Consider the following 19,852-nt stretch of genomic DNA (forward strand, 5'->3'; position numbering starts at 1 on the left):
ATTAAAATAAAACATTAAGGTTAAAACCAAAGCTTCTGGTTACAGGCTGGTTAAATACATCTATACCCGATAAACCATTACCGGTTGACATGGTAACCTCTGGATCGTAAGGAGCTTTTTTGTAGAAATAGAATAAGTTTCTACCGATTAGCGATAAGCGCATGCTTTTAAAGGTTCCTTTTAAAGGTAGGTTATAGCCCAACGAAGCTTCGCGTAAACGCACAACCGTTGCACTGTAAACATATTCGCCGGTTACACCGTTTCTATCACCTAAGAAAGAATAATAGCTTTGCGGGTTAATCGTAGCAGAAACTGCTTTTCCGCTGGCATCAACGCCGTCAATTTTAACGCCGCCCTGTGCCCTGGCATCGCCGGTTACTTTTGATGCACCAGCCTGGTCCATAAGCGCTTCAGTTAATGAAAGCACCTTACCACCAAACTTACCATCTACTAAAAAGCTTAAGCTGAAATTTTTATAGTTAAAGCTGTTATTCCAGCCCAACTGAAATCTTGGATTTGCATTGGCAATTAAGCTGTAATCGGTACTCTTGATTGGAAAATACGGATTAGCTGCAGTTCCATCGCCACTAAATACAATACGGCCATTGGCATCTTTTTGCAAGGTATATCCGTAAATATCACCATACGATCCGCCTGCGGCAATACGCGAAATATAAGCGTTGTTACCTCCACCAGTTAAATCAATTGAATTTAAGCCTTGTGATTCTGCTACATCGATAATTTTGTTTCTGTTTAACGATCCGTTAATGGCTGTATTCCAGTTCAGGCCATCTCCTTTTAATACATCGGCACCTAAAGTAAACTGAAAGCCCTGGTTCTGAACATCGCCCGCATTTAAATAACCCGTTGCCACAAGGCCCGATGGTGCAGGTTTAACCGGAATGTACTGGTTTTTGGTGTTGGTTTTGTAATAAGTAAAACTAAAGTTTAAACGGTTAGCCAGAAAACGCATATCCGTACCAATCTCGAAAGATTTTGTTCTTTCAGGCTTTAACTCTGCAAATGCACGGTTGGTATTAATGGTTAATGCACCTCCGTTACCCAAAGTGTTTTGAATAAAGGTTAAATAAGCTGGCACGGTGTTACCCACTTCGGCATAAGTACCTCTTATTTTAGCAAAAGTAATGGCTTCAGGTAGTTTAACCATCTGCGATACGATGAATGATAAACCTACCGATGGGTAGAAATAAGAAACATTAGGCGTAAATGAAAGGTTCGAAGACCAGTCGTTTCTGCCTGTTAAAGTTAAGAAAGCCCAATCCTTATACGAAATATTGGCATTCGCAAACACGGCCTGCAATTGGCTGTGGAAAGCGTCGCTGGCTTTTGTGGTGCTTAATACATCAGAGGTGTAGTTACCTGCAGTTGCTACAATCGTATTATTTGGGGTAAATAAATCAACAGCAGCAAGATCGCCGGCTAATGATAAACCCGAAGTTTTCTGATCGTTAATGCTACCACCAATTAATCCGTTAATTTTAAAGTCCGATCCTTTCATAGGTACAGTAACATTTAAAATCGCGTCGGCATATTTCTGAATAAAAGTTTGGGTGTTTTGCGATAAATAACCTCTTCCGTTAGAGTTGAAGTTTCCGTTGATACCCGAATAACGTCTGTTCTCAAAATCATCAGTACTGCGGTCAATATTACCCCTTACCTGCAGGTTTAACCACGATGTAAATTCATATTTAACGTTACCACTCAATAAAAAGCGGTTTCTGACGGCTGTATTCGGATTTAAATTGGTTAACCACCAGGGGTTCTGATTAATATCTGCACTTCCGCCCAACCAGTTCTGGCGCGCTGTACCCACATTGTTTGCCAACAGGTAATTGTTTTTATATGGGGTAATATCTACTCCACGAGGGAAAAGATACAAACCAACTAAAGGATTGTTGTACAAACCAATTGAAGGACTGTTGTTAATCCTTTGGTTAATGTAGTTCACGGTTCCATCAACCGTTAATTTATTGTTTAAAAACTTAGCTGTTTCACGTAGGTTAATGTTATGCCTGTTTAACTTGTTACCTTCCTGTATGCCACTTGCATAGGTATTGGCATAAGAAAAATAAGTTTGGGCAATTTCCGATCCGCCCGAGAAATTGATGGAGTTAGTGGCATTTGTTCCAGTTTGGAAAAACTGATCCAGGTTATCGGTACTGTTGCTGATAGCTCCACCCCAGCTGTCCCTTGTATTGGTAGATGCAGGGCCGTAACTATTTTGAAATTCAGGTTTGTAGGCAATTTTATCGAAAGTTAAACTCGAAGAAAAACCAATTTGTGTTTTGCCTGCCTTACCTTGTTTTGTAGTAATTAAAATTACACCATTTTGAGCCTGACTACCATAAAGTGCTGCCGCTGAGGCACCCTCTAATACAGTTAAGCTCTCAATATCGTCGGGATTTAGGTTTGATATACCATCTCCTCCATCCTGACCGCCACCAAACACGCTGTTTTGCTGCGCATTGGCATTACCGTTATTGCTAATCGGAACCCCGTCAATTACATACAAAGGCTGATTATTTCCACTTACCGAGCGGCTACCCCTTAAAATTACCTTGGCCGAGCCACCCACACCCGAAGTACTCGGACTGATCGTCATACCGGCAACTTTACCATTTAAGCTGTTTACCAGGTTAGGGCTTTTTACTTTGTTCAGTTCTTCGCCACCAAGCTGCTGTGTGGTATAGGTTAGCGATTTTTCCGAACGTTTTATACCTAAGGCCGTTACCACAACGGTTTCCAGTTCTTTCGAATCGTTGGCCAGGGTTACATCGATAGTTGTTTGCGTACCTACAGTAACTTCTTTGCTTTGGTAACCAATAAAAGAAAATACCAGCACATCGCCGGCTTTGGCAGCAATGTTATATTGCCCGTTGGCATTGGTTTGCGTATTTACCTGTGTACCTTTAATGTTTACCGTTACGCCCGGCACGGTTAAGCCCGATGCATCTTTTACGGTACCCTTAATCTGTTCCTGGTAATGCGCACTAAGCGAAGTTAGCGGCAATGCATTATTAACTGTTTCAGCGGCATATAAACCTGCCGATGCATACAGTAATAAGCATGTGAGTTGTAGTGATCTTTTCATACTCATTGTGATAAGATTTATTTATTATTTGGTTAATTGTTATGCTTTATAATATTTAGGCGTTCATTTTAAATTTTTAGCTGGTTACCGCCAGGTTTTCCCAGCAACTGGCTGCGCCGGCAATAGCAGCCCGCTCTTTCAGTTCTGAAATGCGCAGGGGTACCTCGATGCTATTGGCTTTAAACGCTTTCAATACGTTAGGTAAAAACCGTGGCCAGGCATTGCTGATATTACCACCAAGCACAATAACGTCGGCCTCGGTATCTTGTAAAAACAGCATTAAAAAGGCGGCAAGGTGCTGCGAAAATTCATCGAAAATGGTCCTGATGGTTTCGCTTTCATCGTACAGTTCGGTCAAACTTTTTACATCAATAATATTTACACCGGTAAGCTGGTAATACCGTTTTAAGAACCAGCGGGTAGACAGGTAATCTTCGGCAATGCCATCCTGAAACGATGAGCACCAGAGGTTGGCATCGCGGGTATTGCCATAAGCGGCCACAGCCGAACCCAGGCCAGTACCTAAGGTAATCCCAATCACGTTGGCATAATCTTTAACAGCGCCTGCAAACATTTCGCCGGCTAAAAAGCAGGCTGCATCATTTTTCATTAAAATATTGCCCGCCTCAATGCCTAAAGCGCCGGCCAGCATTTCTTTTACGTTTAAGCCGTAAAAAGCTTCGTATTTATCGTTACCGGCAATGTGCGATATCCCGTTTTCATAATCAAAAGGCCCTGGCATGGCAATCCCAATCTTATCTATCTCCAGTCCTGCTTTGCCGTAAGCTAAATCAATAGCCGCTTTCCAGTTGTTAATAATTGTTGCTGGTTTTCCATGCGCATCAATGCGGCAACGGGTATAAGAATCTTCAAGTATAAGCCTGCTTTCCATATCCATTACCGCCGCAGTAATGTGCGAGCCGCCGATATCTACACCCAGAACATATTTATTTGTTGTCATTTATTTTGTTTAATGAGGTAAGCAATTAAAAGTTTTAGCAACTTTGGTAAATCCTTTTACCAGTAAAGGGCCAATGTACCTTGCACGATCATTTTGCGCTTTATACATGATTAAGAGGGGTTTATATTGGTTAAAACAGTTTTACAATTAACATTAACCGCCAAAAACTTTAGCGGCATTATTAACAATGATCTGTTTTTACGAAAAACTGCCTACAGGCAAATGCATTTTTTGATAATTATTTTTATTATTACTTTATATTTAACCAAATAGCGTCGCAGAAATTGAAAGTAGCCAAGCCAGATTTTCTTGTTTTATGGACCAGGATTTGTCTCGAGGATGATATTAAATCTTTCGAAGCGCTCTACCGCCATCTGTATAACAGTCTGCATAAACTCGCGCTTTATTACGTGCGCGATCAGGAAGCTGCCGAAGACATTATAGCCGAAATTTTTGTGAAATGCTGGGAGAACAGAAAGGCAAGTACCCATGTACAGCAGCCCGAAAACTATTTCTTTGTAGCCGTTAGAAACCAATCGTTAAAATACCTCAAAAAAAACTCGGGGAACACTTTTATCGATCTGGCCGAAAATGAGGCACACCATCCCGTCGAAACCTATACACCTGAAAGTTTATTGGAGCGAAAAGAACTGCACCAAAAACTCGATAGCGCCATAGAAACACTGCCCGCACAGGCTAAACTGGTATTCAGGTTAATTAAAGAAAACGGTTTGAAGTATAAAGAAGTGGCCGATATTCTGGAGATTAGTCCGCGAACGGTACAAACCCAGCTGTTTAGGGCCATAGCCAAACTCAGGCTGGTTTTAAAAAGCGAAAAGCCAACTGGTTTCAATGCCGAAATAGGCGAAAAGCTCATTAGCGTAGTTATCTTATTGGGAATGATCACTTTTTTAAATATGTTGTAGGCAATTTTTAAATCTTTAAGTACTATATTAATACACAGAGGGTAAAACACAAATGACAGATCAAAGATTTACAGAATTGCTTGGCAAACAACTCGCTGGTGAAATTTCACCTGAAGAATCGACCGAATTTAAAACGCTGCTTGCATCAAACGAAAGTTATCAGCAGGAGTATCAATCTTTAAGTACTTATTTTTCGAAAAAAGAAGCGCCAGGCCAAAATGTCGACGAAGTTTTCAATCGCATCACTACAAAGATCAGCACGAAAGAAGGACCGGCAGTACAGCCCTTAAAAGCTTCAATGAATTACAGCATTTGGTTAAAAGTTGCAGCTGTAATCGTATTAATCGCTTGTGGTTTCTTAGCTTATAAAACCTTTTTAACTACAACCCAACCTGCTGCTGAGCTGGTTTGGAAGTTGGCCAACACACCTGCCAAATCGGTTAAAAAGCTTACCCTGGCCGATGGTACCACAGTAACCTTAAATGCCGTATCCGAACTAAAATACCCTGCAAACTTTACAGGTAATACCCGCGAGGTATACTTAACAGGTGAAGCCTTTTTCGATGTACACAAAGATGCAACACACCCTTTTATTATCCATACCGATAAAATACAGGTAAAAGTTTTAGGAACTGCCTTTGATGTTAAAGCCTATAAAAACGATGCTTTTACAGAAACTACCTTAATTAGAGGTCGTGTAGAAGTGCGGTTAAATGATAACAGCAACCAAAAATTCGTACTGCAACCCAACGATAAATTTGTACTGCACAACCAGAAAAAAGAGGCCAGTATGGAGCAGTTACATTATTTTGCAGGACAAGATCCCGCTACAATTATCGAAACCTCGTGGACCAATAACAGGCTTACATTTAAAAACAGTGATTTCGCTTCCATTACCAATCAGTTTGAAAGATGGTATGGCATAAAAATTATGTTCGAAAACGAAAAGCTGAAGAATTTGAAATTTACCGGCCAGTTTACCCAGGAGAGTATTACCGAAGTGCTCGATGCGCTAAAGATGATTGAGCATTTTAATTATAAAATAAAAGATCAAACTGTTTACATTTACCACTGATGTTGTTAAACCGGGGGCTGATCTGTTGTTATGAGGCTGATTTCGAAATTACTTTTTTTATTATGCCTGTTCTGTTGCCTCAATAGTTATGCTCAAACCCGGGTTAGCCTCAATGTAAAAGCAGTAAGTTTCGAAAGTGTAATCGATTCCATTCAGCATCAAACCAGCTACCGCTTTGTTTTCAGCGAATCGAAAATCCCGCAACACCTCATTACCCTAAAAGTGCAGGATGCCGAGGTAACCAATGTTTTAACCCGGCTATTAAAAAATACAGGCTATACCTATGCCCTGTTGCCCAATCAACTTATTGTAATTAAGCAACTCGAACATCGTGGCGGCTTTATCGATACAGCCACCAATCTCAAAGAGGTGGTAATAACTGCTCTGGGTATTAAAAAAGACAACCGTAAAATTGGCTATGCCGTAACAGTAGTGCCCGGCGAAACCTTAACCCAGGCACGCGAATCTAATTTTATCCTATCGTTACAGGGCCGTGTTGCCGGTTTAAGCATTAATGGTACTAACGGCGGGCCTTCCTCTTCAGCCCGGATTTTACTGAGAGGGGTTGCCAGTATGAGCGCCGCTTCGCCCCTGTTTGTAATTAATGGCCTGCCTATCGATAACAGCATTCGCGGCAGTGCCAATGAGTATGGTGGTGCCGATTATGGCGACGGTATCAGCAACATCAATCCCGATGATATTGAAACGGTTACCATCCTGAAAGGTTCGGCAGCCTCCGCTTTATATGGAGCCAGGGCGGCAAATGGTGTAATCCTTATTAGCTTAAAGAGCGGAAAAGAAAATGCCACCTCATCGTTCGAATATAATTCCAACCTTTCTTTCGATAGCCCTGTAAACAACACCGATTTTCAATATGTGTATGGTCAGGGAGCACAAAACAAACGCCCGGCCGATTTTTATGGGGCAACTTCTACAGGCATTTCGAGCTGGGGAGAAAAAATGGATGGCAAACTTTCGCCACAGGTTGATGGCTCATCGAAACCTTACCTGCCTGCTAAAAACAACATCAAAAATTTTTACCGCATTGCACCTGCCTTTACCAATACCATTTCGCTGGTAGGTGGCACAAAACGTAGCATTTACCGCCTTTCGGCCTCTAACCTCGATCACAGTTCTATTTTAAAGAACGGCCACCTAAACCGTAAAACATTTAATGTTTACGGTTCTTTCGACCTGTCGAAAAAGCTTACCATTGGTTTTAACAGCAATTACATTTACGAAAACAATAAGAATAAAAGCTACCTGAGCGATGGGCCATTAAACGCCAATTATGGCATCGCAGCATTGGCTACCAGTTTAGACGAATCGTTGCTGGCACCTGGATACGATGATACCAATGGAAACGAAAGCCGCTGGAATGCCGATGAATATAAAACCAACCCCTATTTTTTGCTCAACCGCCAGGCCGATTACGCCAAACGCAACCGCTCCATTTCGTCGGGCTCTGTAAAATACCAATTTAATAACTGGCTGGCCATACAGGGCAGAATGGGCTACGATGTTAGCAATGATCAATTACTTAGTATTTTACCAACAGGAACAGCTTTTTCGGTAAACAGGCAGGGCGGTATTAACAAACTCGACACACTCCATACTTCTGAATTTAATACAGATTTTTTGCTCACCGCAAACCGAAACATCAGCAAAAACATCAACATGGATGTTTCGCTTGGTGCAAATTACCGTGAAAGAAACGGTGCTACAGATAAAACAGTGGGCTCACAGTTTATCATCCCTTACCTATACACTCCTGAAAACCTGGTTACCAAAAGCAGCATCCATGCCATTTCAAAAATAGTAACAGAATCGGCATACTTTACTGCCGATCTGGCCTATAAACAACTGCTAAATTTCTCATTAACGGGCAGGTACGATGTATATTCTACCCTACCTTCAAACAACAGGGGTATATTTGTTCCCGGTATTTCGGGCAGTTTTATTTTTTCAGATTTGCTTTCCATCAAAAACCTAAGTTTTGGTAAACTCCGCTTAGATTATGCCCGTACCAGCGGCGAACCAACCACCCCTTACACCACGCAGATTTACTACGCTTCGAACGATAACATTAACGGCGTACCTCTGGGCGATTTCGCTAAAGATTTACCCAATTACAACCTAAAACCCTTTACCCTCGATGAATATGAAGCCGGCCTAAACCTGAAGTTTTTTGAAAGCAGGCTAACTTTCGATTTAACTTATTACCACCGAGTAACCAATAACGAAATCATCAACGCCAAACAATCCGTAACCACCGGTTTTACCTCTGCCTATGTTAATCTGGGTAAAACGCGCAATACCGGAATAGAAACTGCGATTACTTATACCCCTATTCTTCAAAAAAATAAGAAATGGGATATCGATTTCAACTTCACTTACGTTAAAAACACATTGTTATCGATAGATGGCAATAGCAATTACACACTAACGGGGGCTTATCGCCCGCTAAATGCCAATACCGCTTTGGTTGTGGGCAAACCGATTACGCAAATAATGGCTTACGATTATAAAAGAGATGCTTCAGGAAATATTATTGTAGGTAGTGACGGTATCCCCAAACGAGGCGATTTTGTGCCCATGGGTACCACCATCCCGCCCTTTTACGGCGGACTTAACAACCGCTTTACCTTTAAGCAGTTCCAATTCTCTTTCCTGATTGACTTTAGGTTTGGCAATAGAATTTTATCGGCAACCGAAAACTATTCTTATGTAAACGGCTTAAATAAAGCTACACTGGTTGGTCGCGAAACAGGTATAGTTGTAGATGGCGTTTATGAAAACGGCACCAAAAACACCACTAACGTGCCGGCATATAGTTACTATCCTGAACTGGCCAGTAACATTTCGGCCTTATCAGTATTAAACGGCAGTTTTATTAAATTCAGGCAGGCTACACTGGGTTATGTTTTTAATCCGAAAGCTTTGCTTAAAACCCCGTTTAAAAGCATTTCTATTGATTTAGTTGGCCGTAACCTGTTTACGTTGCTTAAATACACCAAAAACATCGACCCCGAATCTGAGTTTTCGCCCATACTGGCTTATGCTGGTATTGAAGGCGCTTCGTTACCTGCTACACGAACATTTGGTATCAATTTTAACTTCAAATTTAAATAACAGATGAAAAACAACCTCATTTACATTGCACTGATGGTTTGTTTCATCATTTCGGGATGCTCCAAAGCACAGCTCGATGAAATTAACACCGATACCACCAAAATTCCGGAAAAAGATTACGATCCCAACGAACTGCTTTCTACAGCGCAATTAAAATATGGCAATATTGGTTATTATCAGCTGGTTTACCAAAGTACCATGATGCAGTTGCTGGCTTCAACCTATTATTACTATAACAACGGCGATAAATACATTAACGTAGCCAACTTTACCGATTACCAGGGGCGTATTTTTGAAGAAGGTTACCTGCAGCTCTCGGTAATCCGCGAAATGCAGCGTTTGGCCAACCTTAAAAACCAGGAAACCAACAGCAACCTAATCAACATTGGCGATATTATGGCTATCCTGATTTTGCAGCGCATAACCGATACTTATGGCGATGTACCTTACTTTGATGCTGCCAAAGCCATGCAGGGCATTAAATATCCGCGGTACGATAAGCAGGAAGATATTTATGATGCCATGCTCACCGATCTGGAGAAAGCCATTCAAAACCTCGATCCGCAAAAACCCAAACCCACCGCCGATCTGTTTTACCAGGGCGATATCCAGAAGTGGAAAAAACTGGGCTATTCTATTTTGCTGCGCATGGCCATGCGCCTAACAAAAGTTAATCCCGAAAAGGCCAAAATATGGGCCGAAAAATGCGCTGGCAATACTTTTACCAGTATTAATGATAATGCCATCATCGTTACCGATGCCTCATCTTTTAACAGCCAGAACGGAACTTCGCTGGCCTTAAGAACCTTTTCTGATTACCGCGAAGTACGCTGGAGCAAAACATTGATTGATCAGCTCCGTAAAACCAACGACCCACGTTTAGGGGTGATTGGCGAAGTGCCACAACCCGGACTGGCCAATAACGCCGATCAAAAATTATCGGGCAATAGTGATCCGGCGGTACAATTAGGCCTTCCCAATGGTCTCGATTTGCAGGAAGGACCAACAGATGTGCGCAACTCCATTGGCTACCCCGGCGGTACAGGAAACGGTGCCGATTTTGCCCCTCTCGGAAAATATTCGCGACCGAAAACAGCCATGTACCTTAAATTGGGTGGTCCGATTTTTATCATGACTTACGCCGAAACAGAACTTTTACTGGCCGAAGCTAAAGTAAGGGGCTGGAATATAACGGGTACAGCCGCAGCTCATTATGCCAACGGGCTTACTGCAGCGCTACAATCGCTGGCACAACTAGATCCGGTAGGAAGAATAGCACAGGGCACTATTGATAGTTATGTTTCGCTTAATCCTTTGGATGAAAGTAATGAACAAAACAGCCTGAATGCCATTAATACCCAATACTGGCTGGCCACCGGTACTAATTTTAACTTTATCGAATCGTGGTTAAACTGGAAACGCAGTGGTTATCCGCTACTTACACCTGTAAATTATCCCGGTAATACCACCAATGCAACCATTCCGCGGCGGATGATTTACCTGTCGACCGAGATTTTGAACAATACCAGTAATTATAAAGAAGCGGTTGGCCGTTTAAACGGCGGCGATATTTTAACAGCCAGAGTATGGTGGGATAAATAATTTAACATTTCGGATATTAAACCATAAGGTTAATCTGTAGTCAGACTTACTGTATTAAGAGATTACCTATGGACTACATGTTAAATTGGGAGAAGCAGAAACAGGAAAATATAGAGGATAGCGATAAAGACAAACAGGAAAGCAGTGAGTTTAAATCGATGATTATCTTTATTCTGGTAATTTCTGCTTTATTAATTGCAGTGCTTTTGTTGCGGTAAATAACGGTTGGTTTTATAGTATGACTAACAATATCTGGGGACTACCAGTGTCCGGCACCCAATTCAGTCCGTCACCCTGAACTTGTTTCAGGGTCTCTTTGTAACAAGCACAAACAAAAAGAGATGCCTTGCTGCAGATGACAGCGCTGCCTTAAGTATTACGCATCCAAACTTCGGACCTCCGACTTCGGACTCCAGACTAAAGACTTTTTCCGTAACTTTCGCCCATGCCCGCTGCACCGCACTTTCCAATCCTCGATATCAACGAATTTTCTCCTGATCAGCAGCCGGGTAGTGATTTATTGTATCATTATATTGAAGGCGAAAGGCATATTGAAAAGCCCCATAAACACGATTTTTTTCTGTTTATGCTTTTTGAGCAAGGCAGCGGGAGCCACAGTATCGATTTTGTGGATTACCCCGTTGAAGAGTACCAACTGCACCTGCTTTTTCCGGAGCAGATACACCAATGGAAACTGGGTATCAATACTGTTGCACACCAGATTATGATTAACCGGCAAACTTTTGAAACGCTGGCCAATTCATTGCGGTTTTCATTAATGCTGTACCAAAACTACCCGGTTATTAAGCTCAGTAAGGCAACATTTGAGCAGATTTTATACGAGATTAAACAGGTAAAAACCGAACTGGAAGCTGCAAATAGTTTAGCCGAGATGATTACGACCAGGCTCCGGCTCATTGCTTTAATGATTAGTCGCGAGGCAGAAACCATTTTCAACAAGCAAACCGTTTACCAGAGCAAGCCGGTTTTATTTAAATACCTGGCACTCATAGATAAACATTATAAAAGCGAAAAGCTGGTTTCGTATTATGCCAGTCAGCTGAATATTTCTGCCAATTACCTCAATATCCTTTGCCAAAAGCATTTCCATGTTTCGGCTACTGCACTGATTCACGAAAGGTTAATTCTCGAAATCAAACGGATATTACTCACCACCGAAAACCCCATTAAAGCCATTGCTTTCGATCTTGGCTTTTATGATATGGCCTATTTCTCTAAATTCTTTAAAAAGCACACGCACATTAGTCCGAGACAGTTTAGGAATCATTTAAACAATTAAGCAGTTTTCAGTTACCACTACCTCGGCTGCAATACCAGGGACACCCCCAATAGAAGAATCGTCATTGCGAGGAGGAACGACGAAGCAATCTTACAACGATTGCTATTTGAAATTGAAGAGTAATGCTTTTAACCAACCCGTAGTAGTAAGATTACCTGCCTGCAGCAGACAGGCTTCGTACCTCGCAATGAGCGGAAGCAGTGTACAAAGTTTTCCCGCAGATTACACAGAAAAGAAACGCAGATTTTTATTAACAAATAATTAAAACAGATCGATATTAAGCGCTTACGGTTTGGCCTGAAGCAATCTGTCCGGTACAGTTAACCGATTTCAACAATTAACCAGTTAACCTCCAAAGTAATAAATGATACAATTTTTAAGATAAATATTACGCTTAAAAAAATCAGCGGTGTGCTATGTTTGTAGTTCAGATTTTAACCGTATATGACACCACAATCCATCACGCGAAAAAACTTTATTAAAAGCTCTTCTATTTTATTGGCAAGTAGCTGTTTGCTTTCTGCCGGAGAGGCCGATGCTGCAGAAAATACACTCAGCAAACCTTTGGGCAAAAGCTACACCCTAAAAAATGTAAGGCTCGAAACTGGTTTCGACTACGATGGTGAAGATGTGATACATACCAAAACAGAATTGTTTATGGTTGAGATTGAGGATGGCAAAATTAAAAACATTGCGCCCAACCAAGCCAATGCAAAAGCTATCGATGCCAAAGGCTGGCTAATGCTGCCTGCTTTTAAGGATATGCACATCCACCTCGATAAAACTTATTATGGTTTACCATGGCAGGCACACCTGAAGAAAAACAGGAGCGTAAAAGATATGATTGCCTTTGAGCAACAGATTATACCTGAACTGCTAAAAACCTCTGTTACGCGCACCGAAAAACTAATCGAACTGCTGCAATCGTACGGAACAGGTTATGCCCGTTCGCATGTTAACATTGAGCCCACATCTAAACTCGATTCCTTAAAACACCTGCAAACGGCTTTAGCAAATAAAAAAGATTCGTTTCAGGCCGAACTGGTAGCTTTTCCGCAGCATGGGCTTTATTATACCCAATCAACCGAGTTGATGAAAGAAGCAGCTAAAATGGATATCGATTTTATTGGTGGTCTCGATCCAACCAGCATTGATGGCGGCATAGAAAAACACATGGATTTTGTCATCCAACTCGCACTCGATCATGGTAAAGGAATCGATATCCACCTGCACGAATCGGGCGAACCGGGCATTAAGACCATCGAATACCTGATTGCCAAAGTAATGGAAAACCCGGTATTGAAAGGCAAAACCTTTGTAAGCCATGCTTTTGCTTTACGTTATTTAGATAAAGTCAAAACCGAAGAAATTGCCGAAAAACTAGGTGCAGCTAAAATGGGAATTGCCTCTACCATCCCAATGTCGGGCACGCCTATGCCAATACCCACTTTATATAAATACGGTGTAGATGTTGTGGCCGGTAACGATTGTATTGTAGATCATTGGAGCACTTTTGGCACCGGTAGTATTTTACAAAAAGCAAACCTTGCAGCGCAGATTTATGGTTACCGTACCGAATTCGATCTTTCGCGTATTTTAAAACTGGCTACAGGAAACATTGTGTCGCTAAGTGATAAAGGAGACAGACAATGGCCGAAAGCAGGCGATAAAGCTAACGTAGTATTGGTAGATGCCAGTTGCTCAGCCGAAGCCGTATCAAGGGTTTCGCCGGTTAAATCGCTTATTCAGGGCGGGAAAGTGGTGTTTTAAAAGTTGGCGGTTATCAGTTAACAGTTGGCAATTTATAGTTGGCAGTTAACAGTTATTAGTAAGCAATGAACAATTGACCAATGAACCAACAAGTTAAAGCAACAATTGCTCGCGTGAGATCTTAATCAGCTCGAGTGCGTTTTTTACGCCGAATTTCTGCATCAGGTTTCTGCGGTGGGTTTCGATGGTTAAGGGGCTAACAAAAAGCAGATCGGCCATGGCAACCGTGGTTTTACCTTCCTCAATTAGTTTTAAAACCTGTTTTTCGCGTTTTGTGATTTTTGGCCTTGCCCCCAGTTCGTTTACAGATGGCTTAAGCATAATGGCTTTTACTTCTTTGCTAAAAGCCATTTCGCCTTTTAAACAATCTTTTATACCATTAATAATCTCATCAATCGGTGCATTTTTAAGCAGGTAACCCGAAGCTCCATGCTGCAACATCTGCATCATTAGCGTTCTTTCGGCATGGTTGCTCAGGGCCAGCACATCACATTGTGGCAAAAGCGACTTTATTTTTAAACACAGGTCTACCCCATTCACATCTGGCAGCGAAATATCCAGAATAGCAATATCGGCTTCATTTTGAGTTAAAAAAGCCAATCCCGCAAGGCCCAAAGCAAAGGTGCCGATTACTTCAAAATCTTCTTCCCTTGCCAACAGGCTTTCCAATCCGGCCGAAACTAAAGGGTGGTCATCAATGATAATAATTTTGGTCTTTTTTGCGGTATCAAACATCAAGCTCTATATTAATGGTAGTGCCCTCGTTAATGGTCGATGCAATATCCAGGCGGCCATTAAAATACTCTACCCGCTTTCTGATATTGGCCAATCCGAGGCCATTTTTGAGATTACTCCTTTCCACATCAAAACCTTTGCCATTATCTTCAACGGTGATGTAAAAACGATGTTGGTTTTCGCTGCATTGCAATAAAATTTCGGTAGCACCAGCATGTTTCAAAATATTGGTCAGTATTTCCTGTACAATCCGGTAAATACTAATCTGTTGCGATAGGCCAATATCCTTACCGATATTAATCGGCTGAAAATCGACCTCCAGCTTGCGGTCTATAACACCCTCGCAAAGCTCTTTCAAAGCCGCTTCCAAACCATAATTTAACAAGGTTTGCGGCATCATGTTACGGGCAATATTCCTTAGCTCATTAACCGATCCATCTAACTGACCAATAATACGTTGTAGTTCAAAATCCTGTGTTTCCATATTTTTATTATACTTTGCCCAGCTTAATAAATTAATTTTTACTCCGGCCAGCATTCCGCCCAAGCCATCGTGCAGGTCTCTTGCCACCCGGTTTCGTTCATTCTCTTCAGCATCGAGCATCGCCCGGGTTACTTCTATCTCTTGTTTTTGCGCCTGCTCAGTAGCCTGTTGCCGCAGGTTTATTTCACGCTGTATAGCCAGTTTTTTATAGCTCCGGTAGTAAAAGAAAATAAATCCGGCCAGTACCAGCAGCAATATGATGGCTGCCATAAGCAACCAGTTGGTTAAGCGCTGATTTTTTAACGTTAACAGGTTCTGTTTCTTTTCGGCATTTAAACCGGCTATTTTTTTCTCGTTCTCGGCTGCATGGTATTTTATTTCGAGAGTATTGATATCCGTTTTAAGTTTACCTTCATTAATACTGTCGCTTAGTGCATTACTTTTTTTAAGCCAGTGGTAAGCCTCCTTCATATTACCTGTTGCCTGATAAAAATCGGCCAGCTTATTGGCAGTTTTCAGGCGGTTATCGGCCAGTGCATGGATTTCCTTTTGGCTGGCTAAATGCAGCAACAAGCGCTCAGCCTCCGCATATTTATGCCGGGCAAATAAAATATCGTAACGATTAAAGGCCAATGCCTGCAACGAATAATTATTTTCTGTTTTTTTAGCCAGTTCAGTTCCTTTTGCAATACTTTCCAGCGCAGCATCATATTGTTTAACTTCGATTAAATGCCAGCACAAAACCTCGTAATATTTGAGCCAGAATATTTCCATATTCGAATGCGAAACCACTTTTTCTGATTTAGTGAGCACACCTTTGGCCAGATCGAGGTATTTTTTGGTTTGCCTGATATTATCAAGATGGTAATAACTTTCGGCAGTGGTGAGGTAAGCATTTACCAATAGATAAAACTGCCCAGGTGGCGTATGCTGAAAGTACTTAATTCCGTTTTCCGCATATATTACCGCCTTATCGTATTGCTCCAGATTCATAAAAATGGTCGAAATAGAAATGTATTCCGTACCCAACATCACTTCGTCGCCTCCCTTTTGAGCCAGGGGCAGCACCCGTTTAATTAATATTTCGAGTGTTGCTTTCAAATCATCCTCGTGCTGGTGCAACAAGGCATAATTATGCCAAAGCATGGCGCGTTGTTTGTAAGCACGTTTGGTAGTGAAACCTGCCAGTTCCTTTTCGGCTTTTAAATAGTTGACTTCGCTTTTTGCAGGATCCTTTGCAGCATAATAATCGGCCAGCAAGTAGTAATAGCGCCCCCTCAGGTAAGCATAAGGCTGTCCATATTTAATCCCTTTATTTAAATAGCCGATCGTTTTAACCGAATCGCGATCTACCCAGTAATCAGAAAGCGTAAAATAAAGTTCGGCCCGCACACTATCCGATTTGGTTTTAACAGCCAGCTGGTTCAAACTATCCAGGTATTTTTTATCCTGTGCCGATAATTGAGCAGATAGATGGAGGCTGGAAAGCAGAAACACGATCAGCCAGCTTATTTTTCTCATACGCATAAAAGTGCGGCCTTTAAACCGCAAACTAAAATTTCGTTAAAAAATACAGGAATACCAGTAGAAAAAAATACTGTTTTATACCGATTGATGCATCTTTAGCTATTCTCTTACTTTGTATCGATAAGTGTGAACACTACCATTTGATTAATAATTAAAAACAAAAACCATGAAAATTCAGAGAAAAATAACACAGTTTGCTTTGGCCATGATTGCCGTAACCGTGCTGTTTTCGTGTAAAAAGAAAAGCGACGATCCGGCTGCGAATGGCGGGAAAAAAGCAAAAATCACCATTACCCTATCCGGCGATTTTAAAAAGGCCGAAGGCGATTATTTTGATGTAGACGTTGCAGGTGGCCGTACCGATGCTTCATCAATTGATTGGCTGGTAAATGGTGTAACCAAAAAAGGTACCGTAATTACAGTAGGTACTGACGATTTTAATGGCGGAAAAACCATTGTACTGGAATCGGCAAGCAACTTTTTTGCAGGCAGCGTTCAGTTTGGCGGTTTCGAATTTGGTGCCACACCTTTTACTGTTGATTATAAAATTGAAGTAGATGGCAAAGTGATAGACCAGGGTACAGAAAGGATTGTAAAAGATAGAAGTCCTATATATACCAAGTCTTACCAGCTTTAATATTTAGCGCTTTCATAAAACCGGTTCATCAAAATGGACCGTTTTTTTTATGTCCCATTAAGCTGCTTTGTCATTCAAAATCCAAACTTTTAGGGGCTGTAAACAAAATCGAATGGCAATTGCTCCGCAAGCCGCCTGTTCCCCATATCGCCACTTGCCTGCAATATATTCGGAATGCCATAGCCTGCTGAATCTATAATAATATCTTCTTTACTGTTTAAACAGATCAATGTTTTTAAGAATGCAACCGAGTGACCATGACCATGCCCATTAGCCACATGTGACCTGGTAAGGTTGGCAATCTGATCATAATCGCGCTTATACACAACCATCAGTGTATCGCTTAACTTAAAGATCATTTTGTTTTTTACGCTATCAAAAGACAAGTACTGCTTGTAATCTACTTTGGTAGTATCCCATTTTAAAACATCATTTTGCAACAGTACTTTTCTATAATATTCAGCTGTATCCCGATTATCCGATAACTTTATATCCTCCTCTTTTACACCTTTTGCTATTTCATCAGCCTTATACCGCTGTACCCTTATAAAAACATTTTCTTTCACTGTATTCTTAATCGAAGTATAACGGTAAACTTCAAAATTTTCCTCATTTAACGTCTGCGAATATAAGCTCCTGTAGAAATGCATCTTCGAGCCTAAATATGCCATTTTTATAATTATCGGTTTGTATTTATTAAAACCGGTGTTTAAGTTTTCGTAATAAGTACCAACACTGTAACTAAGCGCATCATTAAGAAAGTCGTACTTAAACTCATTCATATCCAAATGTAAGGTATAACCAAGCGCCTTATTTTCTATCAAAATTGGCTTATCCGAGCTTGCTTCCAGGTAATGTTCCTCTTCGTTGTAATAGAATTTAATATCCTGTGGATTTAATATTTTACAAGCGTTAAAATTATGCGAATATTTTCCCAGTAAAATACGCGAAAACAAGGTTCCCCATTTCTTCCAGTCTTTTTTACCCGCCCGTACCGTAACATCCATTAAAGTACTGGTTTTCGCTTTTAAATAAATTGTATAGTTGGTATGATTAACCGAAGTGTTAACCATTGTACTTTCGTAACCTACCGCCGAAATTACCAACTCGTTATAGAGCCTTTTAGCTTGTATTTCAAATTGCCCCTTATCATTGGTAGCAGTACCAATCTGGGTGTTGCCAAAGTACACGCTGGCGTGAGATATAGGCTGTTTAGTTGCTGCATCTAAAACCCAGCCCTGTACAATACTCTGGGCATAGGCTCCCCCTGCTATACAGGTAAAGCATAAAAATAAGATCGTTTGTTTAAGAAGCGTTTTATACATGATTGCCGAATCTCTGATGATTTTCGCCAATGCAGCATTGAGGCCGCTACCTTTTAAAAATTTGGTCATGAGAGCTAGTTTAAATGAGCATAATTTAATTTACTACAACAATAACATTTTTATGCTAAATAATAAGAAACTGTTTAAATTTCTGCGAAATATCAAACGGGCGGTGGAGACACCGCCCAAAGCACTCGCTGGTTGTCCCTATCCACCTGACAGACCTATGAGTTTTTCATTCTTTTTTAAACAGCTTCTAATTAGACATTTTTTTCTCTTCGCTAGAGGTGGGTGTCCCCACCCACCTCATAGACCAGTGAATTTTTTATTCTTTTTTGAACAGCTTCCTAATAGCCATTTTTATTGTATCTGTTAGCCTACCATACTTTCCCTGCATAGAAACTCAAGTTCACTCCCCATGCGAATAAACGTTGCAAAAAAACAAATTCACTTAAACAACTAAGTTAATAGTAATAAGTATAAAATCTTTGCGTTACAGCATTAATTAACCAATTATAAATCTTTTAAAAATTTAAAAAAATGAAAACACCAGACAGTGGGTTTGCCAAAAATGTTGCAAACTTCGAAAACATCATTTCGCGCGTTCAGGCCTTGGGCGCCAGTTACAACCCCTCGCGCGAGGCCATACAGCTGGCCAACCTAACCGACAAGTTAAACCTTGCGCGATTGGCATTAAGCAATCTGCACGAACAAATGGCCCAGCAAAAAAATGCCATTCATGCCCGCAGTGCAGCTTTTGAGCCTTTAAAAAAACTGAACACCAGGTTATTAAGCGCAGCCAAAGCCATTAATATTATGCCACAGCAAATTGAAAACCTGAGTAGTTTAAACCGAAAAGTGCAAGGTGTAAAACTAAGCAAACCAAAAACTGTTGTAGAGACCGAAAAGCCTGCCACCGATGAAGAAAAAAAGGTAGCCGACGAAAAAACGCCTGTTACTGTTTCAAGTGCCCAGCTCGGTTACGACAGTCAGCTTAGTAATTTCGATAAAGTAATTAAGCAGCTTGCCGTTATACCAGATTACAAGCCCAATGAAGATGAATTAAAGACAGAACAATTACAAGCCTCCTACACCGATATCTTAACCAAAAACCATCTGGTAATAGAAGCCAATACTGCCATAAGCAATAGCCGTCTGGCAGCAGGGGTTAAAAACTATGTAAAATCGCTTTTGGGTACAACGCACCCGCAATATAAAGCGATTAATAAAATCCCAATCAGAACCAATATGGATTAAAATCATGAA

At 41.0% G+C, this 19,852-nt stretch carries 14 protein-coding genes; 9 read left to right on the forward strand and 5 right to left on the reverse strand.

Features of this window, described 5'->3' with window-relative positions:
- Position 1: 1 nt before the first annotated feature.
- The gene (locus G7074_RS25140; RefSeq protein ID WP_166211965.1) at positions 2 to 3,112 is read right to left on the reverse strand and encodes a SusC/RagA family TonB-linked outer membrane protein; all 3,111 of its coding nucleotides are present in this window, start codon (positions 3,110 to 3,112) and stop codon (positions 2 to 4) included.
- A gap of 76 nt (positions 3,113 to 3,188) precedes the next feature.
- Positions 3,189 to 4,073: an ROK family protein gene (locus tag G7074_RS25145; protein WP_166211967.1), complete on the reverse strand. Its 885-nt coding sequence runs from the start codon at positions 4,071 to 4,073 to the stop codon at positions 3,189 to 3,191.
- A gap of 284 nt (positions 4,074 to 4,357) precedes the next feature.
- On the opposite strand from G7074_RS25145, the gene G7074_RS25150 reads away from it, so the two are divergent.
- The 7 genes from G7074_RS25150 to G7074_RS25180 all read left to right on the forward strand — a co-directional run bounded on the left by G7074_RS25150 (position 4,358) and on the right by G7074_RS25180 (position 13,878).
- A complete protein-coding gene (locus G7074_RS25150; RefSeq protein ID WP_158674030.1) occupies positions 4,358 to 4,999 on the forward strand; it encodes an RNA polymerase sigma-70 factor in 642 nt (213 codons plus the stop codon).
- Between the two features lie 52 nt (positions 5,000 to 5,051).
- Positions 5,052 to 6,074, forward strand: a complete 1,023-nt coding sequence (locus tag G7074_RS25155) for a FecR family protein (protein ID WP_166211970.1) — start codon at positions 5,052 to 5,054, stop codon at positions 6,072 to 6,074.
- A gap of 30 nt (positions 6,075 to 6,104) precedes the next feature.
- Positions 6,105 to 9,206 carry a SusC/RagA family TonB-linked outer membrane protein gene (locus G7074_RS25160; RefSeq protein ID WP_166211974.1) on the forward strand — a complete coding sequence of 1,034 codons (3,102 nt, stop codon included), beginning with the start codon at positions 6,105 to 6,107 and terminating at the stop codon, positions 9,204 to 9,206.
- Positions 9,207 to 9,209: 3 nt separating this feature from the next.
- A complete protein-coding gene (locus tag G7074_RS25165; RefSeq protein WP_124559832.1) occupies positions 9,210 to 10,808 on the forward strand; it encodes a SusD/RagB family nutrient-binding outer membrane lipoprotein in 1,599 nt (532 codons plus the stop codon).
- 68 nt (positions 10,809 to 10,876) lie between these two features.
- Positions 10,877 to 11,026 carry a hypothetical protein gene (locus G7074_RS25170; protein WP_158674029.1) on the forward strand — a complete coding sequence of 50 codons (150 nt, stop codon included), beginning with the start codon at positions 10,877 to 10,879 and terminating at the stop codon, positions 11,024 to 11,026.
- Positions 11,027 to 11,253: 227 nt separating this feature from the next.
- On the forward strand, positions 11,254 to 12,108 hold the full coding sequence (locus tag G7074_RS25175; protein ID WP_124559831.1) for a helix-turn-helix transcriptional regulator: 855 nt from the start codon (positions 11,254 to 11,256) through the stop codon (positions 12,106 to 12,108).
- Positions 12,109 to 12,552: 444 nt separating this feature from the next.
- Positions 12,553 to 13,878 carry an amidohydrolase gene (locus G7074_RS25180; RefSeq protein ID WP_124559830.1) on the forward strand — a complete coding sequence of 442 codons (1,326 nt, stop codon included), beginning with the start codon at positions 12,553 to 12,555 and terminating at the stop codon, positions 13,876 to 13,878.
- Between the two features lie 93 nt (positions 13,879 to 13,971).
- On the opposite strand, the gene G7074_RS25185 is transcribed toward G7074_RS25180, so the two are convergent.
- Together G7074_RS25185 and G7074_RS25190 are read right to left on the reverse strand one after the other, a co-directional pair.
- The gene (locus tag G7074_RS25185; protein WP_124559829.1) at positions 13,972 to 14,613 is read right to left on the reverse strand and encodes a response regulator transcription factor; all 642 of its coding nucleotides are present in this window, start codon (positions 14,611 to 14,613) and stop codon (positions 13,972 to 13,974) included.
- Positions 14,606 to 16,618, reverse strand: a complete 2,013-nt coding sequence (locus G7074_RS25190; protein ID WP_166211977.1) for a sensor histidine kinase — start codon at positions 16,616 to 16,618, stop codon at positions 14,606 to 14,608. The genes G7074_RS25185 and G7074_RS25190 overlap by 8 nt, the downstream gene beginning before the upstream one ends.
- A 172-nt stretch (positions 16,619 to 16,790) precedes the next feature.
- Here G7074_RS25190 and G7074_RS25195 point away from each other — a divergent pair, with 172 nt between their 5' ends.
- Entirely contained in the window at positions 16,791 to 17,261 is a 471-nt protein-coding gene (locus tag G7074_RS25195) for a hypothetical protein (protein WP_166211980.1), read from the forward strand.
- Positions 17,262 to 17,350: 89 nt separating this feature from the next.
- Here the strand turns inward: G7074_RS25195 and G7074_RS25200 are convergent, their stop codons facing one another.
- Entirely contained in the window at positions 17,351 to 18,655 is a 1,305-nt protein-coding gene (locus G7074_RS25200) for a carboxypeptidase-like regulatory domain-containing protein (protein WP_124559826.1), read from the reverse strand.
- Between the two features lie 471 nt (positions 18,656 to 19,126).
- Between G7074_RS25200 and G7074_RS25205 the strand changes: the two genes are divergently transcribed.
- Positions 19,127 to 19,843 (forward strand): hypothetical protein, encoded by a 717-nt coding sequence (locus tag G7074_RS25205; RefSeq protein ID WP_166211983.1) that lies wholly within the window; start codon positions 19,127 to 19,129, stop codon positions 19,841 to 19,843.
- Positions 19,844 to 19,852: the final 9 nt, after the last annotated feature.

This window comes from Pedobacter sp. HDW13, from assembly GCF_011303555.1.
Taxonomy (GTDB): domain Bacteria; phylum Bacteroidota; class Bacteroidia; order Sphingobacteriales; family Sphingobacteriaceae; genus Pedobacter.

What these genes read in the sequence shown, in the direction of transcription:
- G7074_RS25155 (WP_166211970.1), top strand. Translation starts at nt 5,052, where the DNA reads ATGACAGATCAAAGATTTACAGAATTGCTTGGCAAACAACTCGCTGGT.
- G7074_RS25195 (WP_166211980.1), top strand. Translation starts at nt 16,791, where the DNA reads ATGAAAATTCAGAGAAAAATAACACAGTTTGCTTTGGCCATGATTGCC.
- G7074_RS25180 (WP_124559830.1), top strand. Translation starts at nt 12,553, where the DNA reads ATGACACCACAATCCATCACGCGAAAAAACTTTATTAAAAGCTCTTCT.
- G7074_RS25145 (WP_166211967.1), bottom strand. Translation starts at nt 4,073, where the DNA reads ATGACAACAAATAAATATGTTCTGGGTGTAGATATCGGCGGCTCGCAC.
- G7074_RS25165 (WP_124559832.1), top strand. Translation starts at nt 9,210, where the DNA reads ATGAAAAACAACCTCATTTACATTGCACTGATGGTTTGTTTCATCATT.
- G7074_RS25160 (WP_166211974.1), top strand. Translation starts at nt 6,105, where the DNA reads ATGAGGCTGATTTCGAAATTACTTTTTTTATTATGCCTGTTCTGTTGC.
- G7074_RS25175 (WP_124559831.1), top strand. Translation starts at nt 11,254, where the DNA reads ATGCCCGCTGCACCGCACTTTCCAATCCTCGATATCAACGAATTTTCT.
- G7074_RS25140 (WP_166211965.1), bottom strand. Translation starts at nt 3,112, where the DNA reads ATGAAAAGATCACTACAACTCACATGCTTATTACTGTATGCATCGGCA.
- G7074_RS25170 (WP_158674029.1), top strand. Translation starts at nt 10,877, where the DNA reads ATGGACTACATGTTAAATTGGGAGAAGCAGAAACAGGAAAATATAGAG.
- G7074_RS25200 (WP_124559826.1), bottom strand. Translation starts at nt 18,655, where the DNA reads ATGACCAAATTTTTAAAAGGTAGCGGCCTCAATGCTGCATTGGCGAAA.
- G7074_RS25205 (WP_166211983.1), top strand. Translation starts at nt 19,127, where the DNA reads ATGAAAACACCAGACAGTGGGTTTGCCAAAAATGTTGCAAACTTCGAA.
- G7074_RS25190 (WP_166211977.1), bottom strand. Translation starts at nt 16,618, where the DNA reads ATGAGAAAAATAAGCTGGCTGATCGTGTTTCTGCTTTCCAGCCTCCAT.
- G7074_RS25185 (WP_124559829.1), bottom strand. Translation starts at nt 14,613, where the DNA reads ATGTTTGATACCGCAAAAAAGACCAAAATTATTATCATTGATGACCAC.